The sequence below is a fragment of the Bradyrhizobium sp. S3.7.6 genome (genome assembly GCF_054061875.1).
This window is the reverse complement of sequence record NZ_JBSSEQ010000003.1, coordinates 20,089-34,569: the sequence shown is the minus strand read 5'-3', so window position 1 is coordinate 34,569 and position 14,481 is coordinate 20,089. Positions and strand designations below refer to the sequence as shown.

The 14,481-nt window shown below is 60.2% G+C and carries 11 protein-coding genes and 1 pseudogene; 5 read left to right on the top strand and 7 right to left on the bottom strand.

The annotated features are described in order from the left end of the window. Window positions 1-248 precede the first annotated feature (248 nt). The 5 genes from ACVJ5M_RS43690 to ACVJ5M_RS43670 all read left to right on the top strand — a co-directional run bounded on the left by ACVJ5M_RS43690 (window position 249) and on the right by ACVJ5M_RS43670 (window position 6,291). Window positions 249-1,028 carry a phytanoyl-CoA dioxygenase family protein gene (locus ACVJ5M_RS43690; RefSeq protein ID WP_148774680.1) on the top strand — a complete coding sequence of 260 codons (780 nt, stop codon included), beginning with the start codon at window positions 249-251 and terminating at the stop codon, window positions 1,026-1,028. A 306-nt stretch (window positions 1,029-1,334) separates the two neighbouring features. After that, the gene (locus ACVJ5M_RS43685) at window positions 1,335-3,332 is read left to right on the top strand and encodes a class I tRNA ligase family protein (RefSeq protein WP_354080985.1); all 1,998 of its coding nucleotides are present in this window, start codon (window positions 1,335-1,337) and stop codon (window positions 3,330-3,332) included. A gap of 30 nt (window positions 3,333-3,362) precedes the next feature. Beyond that, the gene (locus ACVJ5M_RS43680; RefSeq protein ID WP_354080987.1) at window positions 3,363-3,710 is read left to right on the top strand and encodes a type 2 periplasmic-binding domain-containing protein; all 348 of its coding nucleotides are present in this window, start codon (window positions 3,363-3,365) and stop codon (window positions 3,708-3,710) included. A gap of 61 nt (window positions 3,711-3,771) precedes the next feature. Beyond that, window positions 3,772-4,725, top strand: coding sequence for an MBL fold metallo-hydrolase (locus ACVJ5M_RS43675; RefSeq protein ID WP_354080989.1), 954 nt, complete (start codon window positions 3,772-3,774; stop codon window positions 4,723-4,725). A gap of 84 nt (window positions 4,726-4,809) precedes the next feature. Continuing rightward, on the top strand, window positions 4,810-6,291 hold the full coding sequence (locus tag ACVJ5M_RS43670) for an alkaline phosphatase family protein (RefSeq protein WP_354080991.1): 1,482 nt from the start codon (window positions 4,810-4,812) through the stop codon (window positions 6,289-6,291). Between the two features lie 211 nt (window positions 6,292-6,502). Here ACVJ5M_RS43670 and ACVJ5M_RS43665 read toward each other — a convergent pair whose 3' ends face one another. The 7 genes and pseudogenes from ACVJ5M_RS43665 to ACVJ5M_RS43635 all read right to left on the bottom strand — a co-directional run bounded on the left by ACVJ5M_RS43665 (window position 6,503) and on the right by ACVJ5M_RS43635 (window position 14,428). After that, entirely contained in the window at window positions 6,503-7,804 is a 1,302-nt protein-coding gene (locus ACVJ5M_RS43665; protein ID WP_354080993.1) for an NAD(P)/FAD-dependent oxidoreductase, read from the bottom strand. Continuing rightward, a complete protein-coding gene (locus ACVJ5M_RS43660) occupies window positions 7,776-8,051 on the bottom strand; it encodes a Rid family hydrolase (RefSeq protein ID WP_354100578.1) in 276 nt (91 codons plus the stop codon). Before ACVJ5M_RS43660 ends, ACVJ5M_RS43665 begins: the two co-directional genes overlap by 29 nt. Window positions 8,052-8,162: 111 nt before the next feature. Further along, on the bottom strand, window positions 8,163-8,750 hold the full coding sequence (locus ACVJ5M_RS43655) for a hydantoinase/oxoprolinase family protein (RefSeq protein ID WP_354100577.1): 588 nt from the start codon (window positions 8,748-8,750) through the stop codon (window positions 8,163-8,165). Between the two features lie 138 nt (window positions 8,751-8,888). Then, a pseudogene (locus ACVJ5M_RS43650) lies at window positions 8,889-10,339 on the bottom strand (hydantoinase/oxoprolinase family protein); the annotation flags it as partial. Continuing rightward, entirely contained in the window at window positions 10,332-12,002 is a 1,671-nt protein-coding gene (locus tag ACVJ5M_RS43645; protein WP_354080995.1) for a hydantoinase B/oxoprolinase family protein, read from the bottom strand. The pseudogene ACVJ5M_RS43650 and the gene ACVJ5M_RS43645, both read right to left, overlap by 8 nt. Next, window positions 11,999-13,117 carry a hypothetical protein gene (locus ACVJ5M_RS43640; RefSeq protein ID WP_354100574.1) on the bottom strand — a complete coding sequence of 373 codons (1,119 nt, stop codon included), beginning with the start codon at window positions 13,115-13,117 and terminating at the stop codon, window positions 11,999-12,001. Before ACVJ5M_RS43640 ends, ACVJ5M_RS43645 begins: the two co-directional genes overlap by 4 nt. Before the next feature lie 45 nt (window positions 13,118-13,162). Then, window positions 13,163-14,428, bottom strand: coding sequence for an extracellular solute-binding protein (locus ACVJ5M_RS43635; protein WP_354100573.1), 1,266 nt, complete (start codon window positions 14,426-14,428; stop codon window positions 13,163-13,165). Window positions 14,429-14,481: the final 53 nt, after the last annotated feature.

Genomic DNA, 14,481 nt, shown 5'->3' with positions numbered 1-14,481 from the left:
TCATCAATAGCATGCTTGGCCGTGATCACCGTGCAGACGTACCGGCCCCACAGATCTTTACGGGCCCGGACGATCTCTCCAGTGAGGAGAGACAACAAAGTCCTGCAATACACCCGGGGCGGAACGCACTTAGCACCACCGTCCACATACCGTGGAGTACCGTCAGCGTCGACCCACAATCTGACCAGCGCCCGACTCCCCTGCCCGGAATGTTCGACCAACCAGTCTTACCAACAGGAGGCTTTCGCATGTTGACTGATGCACAAAGAGAAAAGTGGCAGAAAGTTGGATACCTTAAGCTCGAAACGTTCTTCGATCCCGCGGCTCGGGAGGGTATTTCCAGCTTTGTCGAAGATATCTCACGCTGGGATGTCAGCGACGATAAATGGCTCATGTGGTTCGAGAAGACAACGGACAATCGAAAGATCATCTCTAAGGTCGAGAATTTTCTCGATTTTCACGATCCATTGCGTTCTCTTCTCCTAGAAGATCAGCGCATAAAGTCTGTTGTCGAGGAGCTGCTTGGCGAAGATTCGCGCAGGCTCAAGGAGTTGCTTATTTTCCACTATCCCGATAGCGGCGGCTATCGCCCGCATCAAGACATTTATCACATTCCACACAGGCTGCCCGACCGGATGGTCCATGCGGTCGTTGCCATAGGCATTGACGACTCCGACCCGGACAACGGCGGCCTTTTCTTCAGCCCCGGCAACCACAAGAAGGGGGTATTTCCCATGGACGCCGGCGGGGTGATCGATCCTGAAGTCACCGAAACGTTTTCCTGGGAGCCCATAGTATGGAAGGCTGGCGACATCTTCATCTTCGACGATTACGCGCCGCATTACTCACAACCGAACAAAAGCAATCGTTCTCGGCGGACACTCTACTTGGTGTTCCAGCGTGCTTCAACCGGTGGACCGACCCGCGCCGAATATAACGTGCTTAAGCGCGCCGTTAATCCGCCAGAGGGCAAAGTGGCCGATCTCGACAACCTCAAGCCCCCCAACGGCATTTTCTATCGGGATTGAGCTCACGGACCAGGCTCGGCATGCACACGAAACTGATCGACCATAAAGATGCGGGCGGAGAGCGTGGCGTTCTGATTGCCGGCTACTGGAGCACCGCGCGCAGTCCGGTATGTCGGTTGTGGAGGTGTCGCCGGGTCGACGCTAAAGCCCTACTGGCCCCCGTCGTCGCTCGCCTGAGGCCTCAGCGCCGGATTATTCTAACGGGGGCGGCCAACCTGTCCGGCTGCCGTCTCTCTTCGCAACTTGCAGCAGAGGCTGTTTCGTTCGCAGCTGGAGATACCACTGCTTCAACAGCTGAGGTTCGTCATGCGGAAATTTACGTTTTCTCGAACGGAGCTGTCGCGGGCGTTCGGTATTGACGTGGCCACCCTTGGAACGGGAAGCGCTGGCACCGGGTTTTCATTCGGCAAGGTGGCACCGGGCGCCACATCCGAGCCCCATCGGCACGACGAAATCGAGGCTTTCGTAGTCCTGTCCGGAGCGGGCAAGGTCAGGACCGACCGTGGGGAAATCTCAGTCGCGGCCGGCGATGTCGTTCTGTTCCACCCTTTTGAAGCCCATGTGCTGCACAACGATAGGGACGAAGACCTAAATTTCGTCGATGTCTACTGGCGCGACGGCAAGGTCGCCCTCGAAGCTTCTGGACAGGTAGCCACTCCCCGCGGGCCGATCTTCGTCTTCTCCGCGCCGCCGACGCCTAATGGCGATCTGCATCTGGGGCATCTTTCTGGCCCTTATTTTGGCGCCGATGTCTACACGCGTTTCCTGCGCATGAAAGGGGTCGAAGCCTATCACCTGACTGGAAGCGACGATTACCAGAGCTACGTCGCCACGCATGCCGATGCCGATCAATCGACGCCCGCCAAGGTGGCGCGCCATTACGCCGACGAGATTAGAGCCACGCTTGCGCTTCTCGACTGTGAGGTCCACAACTTCCTCCTCACTTTGGGCGATAGCGCTTATGCAGAGTTTCAAGCCGCGTGTTTCCGTAGTCTTCTGAGCAGCACGGCGGTAGATCTGCGCCAGAGCCCTGCGCTCTTCGACGCTGTGACGGGCGACTACCTTTACGAACCGGATGTAAGCGGCCTCTGCCCCGATTGCGGCGGCTCCGCTGCCGGCAACATCTGCGAGGAATGCGGCGCGCCGAACTTATGCCACGACCTAGGTGCAGTCCGGTCGCGGCACTCGGCCGAGGCGCCGGTGGTCGGCTCCGTGCGCCGTCCCGAACTTGCGCTGGAACGGTGCTACGTCAATATCGACCGGCATTTAAGGGCGTCGGGCGCCCCCTTACGGATCATGGACCTCTTCGCGCGTCTACGCCAACGTGGCGACTTTTCCGTGCCCATCACCCACCCATCGGACTGGGGGTTACCGGCCGAGGGGCTCCCGGGGCAGGTGACCTGGGTCTGGCCAGAGATGGCGTTTGGTTTTCTTTACAACATCCAGGCGCTGGCTCGCTCGGTCGGTCGTGACTGGGATGCTTCCTTGCCCAGCGATGATTGGCAGCTTGTCCATTTCTTCGGCTTCGATAATTCCTTCTACCACACGCTACTTTATCCGGCGCTTTATGCTGAGGTATTCTCCCACTGGACGCCGCGCATCCGGTATCATGTGAATGAGTTCTACTTGCTCGACGGCCAGAAGTTCTCGACCAGCCGTGGCCATGCGGTCTGGGGCAAAGAGGTTCTTGGCCCAAAGACAGTCGATGTCGTGCGTCTTCATTTGGGCCTGACACGCCCGGAAGGTGAGCGGACGAACTTCACGCTGGACGCGCTACGCCGCACCGAAAACGAGGTGTTCCAAGGGATCTGGCTGAATTGGCTTGATGCGTTGCACCGGGAAATCAAGCGGGACTTTGGCGGCTGTGTGCCCGACGCAGGCGACTGGGCTCCCGCCGATCGCGATTTCTTTGCTCGGATAGAGATCCATCGCGCGGCGATGGAACGCGCCTATTCGGACGATGGCTTCTCGGTCCGGCGCGCGGCCGCGCAGGCCTGCGATTTCGTGAGCGATTGTGTAGTCTACCGACAGGCGCAAGACTATGAAGCGGCGCGACGTCTCTATCCCGCCCGCACCCGCACTTCGCTCGCCCTTCAGACGACGGCCGCTGCGATCCTGGCACAGACACTCGCGCCGCTCATGCCCCGATTTGCCAGCACTCTCGCGCGAGGCGTCGGCGGCGTGTCAACAGAAACATGGCCGCGGTCGGTCCAGAGGCTTGCGCCCGCAACGACCTTTGATCTCGGGCCCTTGCTGGCGTTCTATGCCAAAGCAGACATTCCTGTTCTCAATGAGGAGGCATAATAGCCTATCGTAATTTCCACCAACTGCGTGATGATGGTCGCCCGCAAGCCCGAGCACCAGAAAGCTGCCTGGACGTTCATGAAGTTCGTGGCGAGCCCACCGGCACAAAGCATCGTCTCGGACGTAACGAGCTATTTGCCGGGCAACCAAATAGCCATCGCAGCGCTCGAGGCTTCGACGCCGCCCACTGACCCGCGGATGGCCGCGATCCGGGCGGCCGGCAAAGCGGGCGGATGGTATTCCTTCCCCGGCGACAATTCGCTTCGAATAACGGACCGGATTCGCCTGCTACTGCAGGATGTGGTGACGCTGCGCCGCTCACCCGAGGACGCCATGAAGGCGATGACCGAGGCGGTCCAGCAGCTGCTTCCAAAATGAATTCGACGCTGAAAGCGGGGGCCTTTGCCCAATCTTACCGCTCACACCAGCCGAGGCGAGGGTGCAAGCAAGCACCGACCCGAGTCATCTCGCATGCAATCATCGCCAGCCTGCAATCCTGCATCAGATTCAAGCTGTTCCAGGTGCGGATCTTGCTGATCCCAGAAGCCGCAGCGACAAGACTTCGCTCTCGTTCCCGGAGGCAATTGCCATGAGTGATTCAGTTTGCAACGTTCGATATCATGGTGTTGCCGCCTATGAAATCGTAGCAGCCGACGGCAGGCGGATTCTGCTTGACCCGTTCTTTGCCGGCAATCCGGCCTCTCTGGTCAAGGCCGAAGATTTTGAGCGTGTCGACCTCATCCTTGTCACGCATGCTGCCCGCGATCACCTCGGGGACACGCCGGCGATTGCGAAACTTACGGGCGCAACGGTCCTGTGCGGCAATGAGGTCCAGGCCTATCTCCGGGCAATGGACGTTTCGGCATCCCAGATCAGGCCGACAGCCTGGGGCATGCGCCTCGAGATTGCAGGATTTGAGATCCAGACTCTGGAATGCCGGCACTGCTCGGGCGCGACAATGCCGGACGGATCTTTCGTTTCCGGCATTCCCCTGGCCTTCATCATTGAGCTCGGAGCGGGCGTGCGCTGGTATCATCCCGGTGACACCTCCTTGTTCTCCGACATGCGCCTGCAGGGCGAGCTCTACCAGCCGACCATCGGATCGCTCGGTATTGCCAATCCGAGCGGCATTGCAGATCCAAGGCCGGGCCGCAAACTCACCACGGATCTTTCGCCGCGGGAAGGCGTCCTGGCAGCGCAGTGGCTTGGCCTGAAGACGGTTCTGCCATGTCACTACACCGATCCCGACGATCCGCTGGTCCATCAATTCCAGCGCTGCCTGGCTGATGCGAAAGCTGCGGGTGAGAGTGTTCCTGAATCGCTGGTCTTGGCCCCCGGAGATTGGATTAGCCTTGATGCGAGCGCGTGCATCAGGCGGCGTGAGAAGGCTTGAGGCGAACAGCGCCAGCATGTTCGAGCCGGCTGCCGGATCGGGATCCTAACCTTGGTCACGTGCGAGAAAGAACGGATTTGAAAGATGCTTGAATCACCTCGGATTCTCGTGGTCAGCTTTGACGGCCTGCGCCCCGATCTGATCAGCCGGGAACTCACCCCCAATTTGTGGCGACTGAAAGCGGCTGGCCTGACGCTTGCCAATCACCGCACGGTGTATCCGAGTGAAACCCGTTCTGCCTTCCCAAGCTTCGTAACAGGCGCAACGCCAGACCGCCACGGGATGGTCGGCAACAAATATGTCGATCGCACCACCCTGCCGCCTCGCTATATCGACACGTCCGATGCGGTTCTCTTGCGTGAACTCGATGTCGCGAGCGGCGGCCTTTTGTTTTCGGTGCCTTCGCTTGGCGAGCTCCTGGCGAAGAGTGGCCGGAGCCTTGCCGTCTTGTCGACGAATACGCCCGGCACGACGCGGCTGTTTCACCACAAAGCCGAGGACCTTGGTCACGTCCGTCTCTCCGGTCACTTCCGCGAGGCATGCACGCCCTCCGAAGTCCTCGCTGACATCGAGGCCCAGCTCGGGCCCTTGCCTCCCGCGCCCCCCAAGATCGAGCCCGACCGCGCCGGCCAGAATTGGATAACATCGGCCTTCCTCGACTATGTCTGGCCCAGATGCCGTCCGGATGTCACGATTCTCTCGTTCGGCGAGCCCGACGTCACCTCGCATTTCCACGGCACGGGAGCCGATCAGACTAGGTCCATCATCGCATATTGCGACCGCCAGTTCGGCCGCGTGCTCGACTGGTGGGACGAGGAGGGGAGGGCGGACGGCGTCCAGCTGTTCGCCCTGTCCGATCACGGCCACATCACGGGCCATACGCGGATCTCCGTTGCGGGTAGCCTGCGGGCGGCGGGCTTTTCTCCGGGTACGGCGCCTGGTCCCGGAGTCGACGTCGTGGTCGTTCCCGGGCAAGTTGGCGCACTCTATCTTGATGAGATGGATGAGGCGACACTCGCGCGGCTGGTCGCAAGCCTTACGGCCGAGCCGTGGTGCGGGCCGGTCTTCACGGGGGCCAGGGACGAGGTCAACGGGATTGCGCCGGGCAGCCTCTCGAAGCGGCTCGTCTTTGCCGACCATATTCGAGCGCCGGACGTAGCGTTTTCCTTCCGCACGGACGACAGCGATGATGCCTTCGGCCTTGAGGGAGGCACATTCTACGACAATGATCGCCGCACTGGCCTCGGCCTGCATGGTGGTCTTCATCCGAAAGAGCTTGCAGCAGTCGGGATCCTCGCAGGGAACGCGGTTCCGTGCAGCGGGGCCTCGTCTTCTGTGCCGTCCGGAATCTGCGACATCGCGCCCACCATTCTCCATCGGCTTGGAGTTTCGGCCACGCCGACGATGAGCGGGCGGGTGCTCCACGAGGCGCTCGCATTGGCGCCAAATCTCATCTACCCGCGCGAGGAAGTCTTTGAGGCCCGGCTTGGGGACTATCGCCAGATTCTCCGGCGCGAGCATGTTGGCGGTGCGAGCTATATCGCCGGCGGCTGGATCGAATGTTGAGGCGCTGAGACGCCAAGCGCCGCAATCCAGCGGATTTTTCTGGCTTCTGTCGTGAGGATGACCCTCTGCTTGATAAGGGAACCTGGACAGCCGCTGACGAGCAGTGGAGGGCCGTCCGCTTCCGTCTCACAAACAAGGAGGCTGGGATCGTCAGAATTCCAGGAGAGGAAGACGCCGCCGTAGCTCACTGGCCGGTCGAATCCACGTCCACTTACTGCGGGTGTGCACCGCCTCCAAACCGACGCGCCGAGAACGGCCCAGGATCGATGCAATGCGTTTTCTCACTGATGATCTCCGCGACGATGCGGCCCGTCACGGGGGCGGCAGTCATGCCGATATGGCCGTGTCCGAAGGCATAAATCACATCCGCGCATTTGCTTGCTGAGCCTATGACCGGGATGCCGTCGGGCGTAGAGGGGCGGTGCCCCATCCAAAACGTTTGCCGAGTGTGAGGCAAAGTCTTCGGCATGCCCGGAAATGCGTTGAGCGCGAAATCGCGAAGGACGTGCGCTCGCGTCCAATTCGGCTTAGCCCATAGACTCGCCAATTCGACCTGTCCGGTCACGCGCAAGCCGGAAGGTGTGGTGGTGATGGCGAGCTTTCCGTCGGTGAACAAGATCCGGCTCTTCAGCTTGATTTCCGGGTCTTGAATGACGGCGTGATAGCCGCGCTCGCTCTCCAGAAAGACGCGGTCGCCCAGCCCTCGAACGAGCTCCTTCGACCAGGCCCCGGCCGCGATAACAGCTCGATCGCATGCGAGCTCACCGTCGGCTGTCTGAACCGCCTGGAGCCGACCGCTCTCGATCTGAAAGCCGCTCGCTCGTCCTTTGCGGATCGTTGCACCTCGTCGGCACGCGTGTTCAACAAGGGCCGCGACGTATCGTCCGGGATCAACACATGCGCTTCCGTCCACGGCTATGGCAAAGGTGTAGCGGGGATCGAGGTCAGGCTCTAGCGAGGATAGCTGTCCCTGATCCAACTCGCGCCATGTCGTGCCGTTCTGCTGTCTGAGGCGCCACGCAAGCGCATTGGCGTCAAAATTGCTTCTTTTCCGGAACACATGAAGAAGGCTTGTGTCCTGCAGCAAATCTGGCACGCCAGCCTCTTGCGCCAATTTGCGATGCCGTTCGGCACAATCCGATATCAGACCAGAAATGGCTGCGGCTGTTCTTCCGACCCGCTCGATGGTCGAGCCAGAATGGAGGAAGCGCCACAACCATGGAAGCAGGCCCGGAAGATAGCGCCAGTGGATCGTCAGCGGGCCGAGCGGATCCATGAGGTAGCCGGGAACATGTCGCCAAAGGCCGGGGACAGACGTTGGAACGACGAGGCTGGGGCTGAGCCAACCTCCATTGCCATAGCTCGCCGCATGATCACCGCCGATCTCCCCGGGCTCAAGAATCGTGACCTGATGGCCTTCGCGCAGCAACTCGATTGCGGTCGCAGCGCCGACAATGCCGGCGCCAATCACCACGACATATCGCTCAGATTGGTGCATCAATCGCACCACCATCTGCCCTCGCAGCCAGCAGCATGATCTCCACAAGTGTGGCACCGACCAGCTGAGCGCCGACGCAGGTCCGCTGCGGCCAATGGCACGGATCATCACCTATCCACCTGCACCACGCCTCGTCAAACGAGGCCTTGTGGCTCAAATCCGACAGGTACACCGTGGCGGAAAGAATCCGCTGCTTGTCGGTGCCGAGCTCCGCCAAAAGGCGATCGAGCTTCATGAAAATGTCGACAGATTGCTCCGAAATGCTTGCAGTCTTTCGGTCTGGGATCGTGGCGACCCAGACCAGCTCACGATAGGCACTTCCGGCGTTTCGGCCGATAGCTTTCCCGCCAGCCGATCGATGACATGGGCACGCTCAGACACGGGACACCTCCTTTATTTTGACAGTTGATGGCGCAGGTTCTCCGGGTGCGTCGCTGCGCTGCTGCGGTACTTCCGCAATGTCGATGATAAGATTGAGCGAGGCGTCAACTTCGGCCTTGCAGTGAGGTCCGATGATGGTTGTCGACTCGCGTTCTTCGACGACCGCAGGCCCCTCGAACCGCATTCCTGGACCGAGCCGATAGCGATCGAGGACATCGGCCGTTACAAATCCGGTCTCGGGGAAATAGACCATCCTTGAGCTTTTGTGGGGTCCGGCCTCGGCGCGGTCGGGAGCCGAGAACTGCAATGACACCTCGGGCGCTGGACCGACGGCGGCAAGCCGCCACGTCAGCGCTTCAATCGCAATCCCGGCGACGCTTCGCCCAAACCGGATCTCATACGCGTTCCGGAAACTGCCGGCGAGCGTATCTGCGGTCCGTGCGTCCAGGATACCATCCGGAACGTCGACTGGGATCTCGAAACCCTGTCCCAGATGGCGCATGTCGACGCAGCGTCGAAAGCCGATGGCTTCAGATGCAATGCCGCTCCGGGTCAGAAAACGACTTGCCTCCCGCTCCATGGCTTCGAGCAGGGCGTTGACGCGCTGCCAATCCAGATCCGCAACACGGCCGGCATAACTGCGCGCCAGGTTGATCGCCGGCGCGGCCACCAGAAAGCCAAGCGCGGACATCACTCCTGCGCCAAGCGGAACGACTACTCGCTTCACCCCGAGCAACTTGGCGAGCGAATGCGCGTGGACGGGACCTGCGCCACCAAAGGCGAGAAGCGCATATTGACGTCGATCGCGGCCCTTCTCTGCGATGTACATCCGCGTTGCGGCCGCCATGTTTTCATCGACAATCCTGCGGATGCCAATCGCGGCCTGCAGGACGTCAATATTTAGGGGTTCGGCGACATGCTCGTGCAGCGCACGCTGCACGGCATCCATATCGAGCTCTATCTCCCCGCCAAGGAAGTAGGTCGGCGAGAGATACCCAAGGACAAGGTCGGCATCCGTGACCGTTGGACGCCTGCCTCCGCGTCCGTAGCACACCGGCCCCGGCTCGGATCCCGCGCTCTGAGGCCCGACCTTGAGCAGGCCCATCTGGTCGATGCGAGCGATCGACCCGCCTCCGGCACCGATTTCGATCAGGTCGATGACAGGGATTTTGAGAGGAAGCCCCGATCCCTTCTGGAACCGGCTGACCCTGGCCGCCTCGAACTGGTTCGATCGTTCGGGCTGACCAGCCTCAATGAGGCACATTTTTGCAGTCGTGCCTCCCATGTCGAAGGAGATCAGATCAGCGATCTGAGTGATCCGGCTGTAGAAGGCGGCAGCGGTCGCTCCGGCGGCGGGGCCCGACTCTATAAGATGAATGGGTTGTGCCTCGGCAGCCTCGATACCTGTGAGACCCCCACCCGACAACATCAGAGACAGCGAGCCAGCAAAGCCGGCCTCGCGTAGCCTGCTATCGAGCCGCGTCAGATAGCGGTTCATCATGGGCTGAACATATGCGTTGGCGCATGCCGTGTTGGCTCGCTCGTATTCGCGAATCTCTGGTGAAATCTCGTGAGAGAGGGTGATCGGCACTCCTGGCAGTTCGGATTGCAGAATCTGCCTTGCACGCTGCTCATGAACCGCATTGGCATAGCTGTGCAAGAAACAGACGGCGATGGCCTCGACATCATTCGCCTTGAACTCCTGGGCGGCAGCCCGGACGCTGGCTTCCTCGAGCTCCAGGAGAATCTCGCCCGCCGCATTGATCCGTTCGCCGGCTTCCTGGCGCAGGCGTCGACAGACCAGAGGCTCCGGCCGGCGCAAAAACAAATCGTGCCGGTCGTGGCGGATTTCCTTGCCGAGTTCAAGACTGTCGCGGAAACCTCGTGTGGTCAGAAGGCCGACCTTGGCGCCCCGTCTCTCGATGATGGTGTTGGTGACCAGCGTCATACCGTGCACGAGATCGTCGACGCTCTCTATCGTGCGGCCAGATTCCTTCGCAATTCGCTCGAGCCCCCCAAGATCGCGCGGCTTGGGTCGGCATGTGTGGTCAGACGCTTGCCTAGAAAGATCTTCCCCGTATTCTGGTCGACGAGAACGAGGTCAGTGAACGTGCCACCGACGTCGACGCCCGTCCGAACCTTGCAAGTTTCACTCCCGACGTTACTCACCTGCGATCTCCTCGAGCCGTACGCCGTAGTGATGCTGCAAACCCTCCACCGTCACATACCCCTCTTCCAGATCCAAAAGCATGTCGGCGCGCGCGCGCTTTTTGGGATCTCCGAAGCCGCCGGCACCGGCGTAACGCAAGATCAAGCGCTGCCCTGGCGCGAGCAGACTGCGAGATTTTGGATGCGGCTGCGATCCATCCCTCAGCCGAATGGCAACTGGTGCGCCGTTCCGTCCACCCATCAGACCCTCGGGTGGGTGTTTCTGTCGGTCAGCCATGAGGGAGAGCTGGATATCTCCAGCGGAAACCACCTCGACCTCAATTTCCTGGCACAGTCCCCCGCGGTACTGGCCAGCTCCACCGGAGTCCGCGATGAGCTCCTTGCGCCAAACGATCAATGGCGCCGCCGCTTCGAATGCCTCAATGCTTCCAGAGCCCGTGTTGGTCGGAAATGGCGTACAGGAATGACCATCGGAGTAAGCGCTTGCTCCCATTCCGCCGCTGCCAAACAAGATTTGGGAGAAGCGGTTTCCAAAGCGATCGATGCCGCTGTAGACCGAACGCAGGGTTGGTGCAGTCCCTGACTCGGCGACGACCTTGTCGGGGATGACCTGAGCGAGGCATTTATAGATCGCGCCCGCAAGCAGATGGGCTGTGAGCTGCCGCGCATTACACGCTGCAGGGTGAACTGGGTTGAGAATGCTCCCTTCCGGGGCTGTAACCCTAATCGAGCGGTAGGATCCCTCGTTACGAGGAGTCGTAGGGTCGAGCACGCATTTCAATGGATACACTGAAAGTGCATAGGTGAAGTTCATGACGGAGTTCAGACCACGGCCGATCTGCTTCGAGCTACCTGCATAGTCGACGTGAAGCTGCGAGCCGGCAACGGTCACTGCGCATGCGATCCGCGTCTCCTCACTGTCATAGCCGTCGGCTGTGAGGACAGCGCGATAAGTTCCATCGGGTACCGCCTCTATCGCGGATCGCATCGCCCTGTCGGCGCGATCCTGCAATGCAGCCGAGATCGCGGTCAGATCTTGAAGGCCGGAGGCCTCGAGAAATTCGCCAAGCTTGCGTGCGCAGACTGCGTGCGCAGCAACCTGCGCGTAGACATCACCCAGAACCTGCTCCGGTACTCTGACGTTGGCGCGAATGAGGCAGGCGAGGTCCCGATTTTCCTGTCCTTGCCGCAGGAATTTGGTTGGCGGAATGCGTATTCCTTCCTCGAACACTTCCCGGCAATCTGCTGAAAACAGCGCGCCGCCGATATCGGGCAGATGAGCAATGGATCCAGAAAATCCGACCAGCCGGCCGTGATGGAAGATGGGCGCGAGCATTGCCAGATCCAGCAGGTGACCCGCCGTCATCCAGGGATCGTTGGTGACGATGCAACCCCCTTCTTGCCAGTCCTCGATCGGTATGTGAGCCAAGCATTGGCGCAGAGTTCTGGGAAGAATTCCGACAAACGACGGAGTCCCGACATTTGTATCGGCGATACTGGCCCCTTCTGCATCCATCAGGACCACTGTGAAATCGTTGGATTCGCGAACGACGGTGGAGAATGCAGTCCGAAGCAACGCAACCGCAGCCTCATCCACCACTGACAGCAACCTACTCCAGAAGATCTCAAGCTCGATCGGATCGAAGTCGACATTCGCTTTCATGTGCTTGTCCGCAAACCTTTCAAACCACCAAATAACGCGCAAGCGCGCTGTACTTCCTCGTGAAGGTCTACGAGATGAGACATGGTGGCGCTTGCGCCACGTGCTCCGACGAAGAAAAAATGTCCACCCGGCAGGTGCCTAACCAGGCGCCGCGGCAGGTCGATGATACGCTCACGGAGACGAAGCCAATCGTGCGTGGAGAGCTGCCCGGGGGGTACCTTCGCCACGACATTGTGCAGAAGGCCCTGGACGGTGATGGATCCCCAGACCGCTTCATCAGCAAGAGCGTGCCGGTAGTCCCGTGAGTCCATGGGAACAACCGCAGCGCATATAGGGTAATCGTCGCCCGAGAACGAGCGGGCCTCACGAAGCGCGCAGAACAACTCTTGATATGTCTGTCCTTCAAAAAACCGGCCCAGCTCTGGTCCCCACAACGCCCTAGGGACATTGGTCCGGTAGAGAGACCTGAACAGGTCCGGATCGATGACACTGTGCCCTTCCAGATTCGCGATTGCGAGTAGCTCTTGCTGCCAGCGCTCGTCCCTGGTCAGGCCATCCCTCGTTCCGGCCGAAAGGTCCCAGAGTCCGTTCGGCAACATTCGCTCCGGTGGGATCGGTCCGCCGTCTAGGCGAGGGAAGGGGGGCGTTGCGCAGAAGGAAACGAAGCACGCGAGGGCAAGCCCCTTCAGGCGCAGCGCACGGGTCAGCGCAAAAACGAGCTTGCCACCCATGCTCCAGCCACAGGCTATGATCGGCCGTTTTGGACCGCTGCCCGACATCTCCGCGACGAGTGCTGCGAGCGCCGCCGCCCAGTCGTCCAACGTCAGATCTGGCTTGGATGTCGTGAGCGCCGGATGATCGCCAGGATAGGTGGCAGTCAACAGACCCCATCCTATCCTCTCGAGCCAATGATCGAGGAAATCGCTCGCGTTTGAGCCTGGGTGGCCGTAGGCAATGCGCGCCATAACACCCCCGCCAGTGAGAAACAGCACGAGCGGTTTGCCCACATCTCCTGGCCTGCAGTAGGTAAGCACGGGCACGAGGCCAATGGTCGACCGATGCTCGCCTTTGAATAGCGCTGCCTGGAAGTGCCTTAATTGCTGTTGATCAGCCATTGCGGGCTTCACCTCAGGTGCCGCAGGTGCATACGGGGCGGCGCACTAGAGCAGCTTCCTGGTTTGCTCGACCATATCAGCCAAGGCTTGCTTCGGCTCTGAACGTTGCGTGACAACCTTGCGCATTTCCTCGGCCATCATGTCGACGATCTTGACGGTGTTGTCGCTCGGAAATGAAAACTGATCGCCCGTTATCGACATCCGCTCGACGACAGAGCGGTGATATGGATGATCGCCAAAATAGGATTCGAGAAACTTCGAATCGTTCAGAGCGATCATGTTGATCGGCAGATAGCCGGTGTGTTTCGCAAGGATGGCCTGGCCATCGCGATCCGCCGCAAAGCGGATGAAGTCCCAGACCCGCCGCTGGCGCTCTGGATCCTTGGTGAACATGAAGAAGCCGTGCCCGGCTCCAACAAGCCTTCCCTGCGGACTGGGGACAGGAAGCTGTCCGACCTGCAACTCGAACTTTCCCGAAGCTGCTTTGGCTACCGAGTTGATGCCGCTTGCAGTTCGGATATGGATCCCGCTGATTCCGGAATTGAACGCCTGGCGCGCCTGGTCCTGCGTCATGTCGACATTGTTGGTCCGGCCGAATTTTGCAAGTACCTCGAGTGCCTGCAGCCCTTCAGGCCCGGCAAACGTGATTTGCGTCTGCTCGGGATTCATCATGCGGCCGCCGAGCGTGCCGAGAATGTTCTGCAACATCCACGCGTTGGTGGACATATACTCGATATAGCCGCCATTGACGCCTTCACCGAGCGAGGCAACCTGCTTTCCGATCGCGGCGATTTCGTCCCAAGACGATGGCAGCTCGCTTTTCGAGTAGCCGGCCCGCCTCAACAGCGTCATATTGTAATAGATGACGGGAATGGTCGTCCCGAAGGGCAGAGAATAGGTCTTTCCTCCGACCTGAGTTGCATTGATCAAGGGCTGCGAGAGTCCCATGGCGGACAGGGCTTTGACGTCTCCCGTGAATGCGTCCATCGGTTGCGATATGCCGCGCTTTGCGAGAATCCCTGCATAGGTAAGGAACTGCCACGTCGCATCCGGTAAATCACCGACCAAAGCCGAGCGAAGCGTGCTTTGCAAGAGCGGATCCCAGTTTTCGCCGCCGGCGATGAAGTCGACCCGTACGCCAGAATATTTGGCGGAAAATTGCTGCCCAAGCTCGGCGAGCATCTTGAGATAGGCCGGTGCGCCGTGACTGATCGTCAGTTTGGTGGTCGCGGCACGGACGATCGCTGGAACGGCGAGTGAGCCGATAGCGCCAGCAGCAGCCAGCAGCACTTTTCGACGTGTGGTCCGCATCGCGTCATCCCTAGAGGTTTCGCCTGATCTCGTCTGGCGCGCCAGTTTCAAGC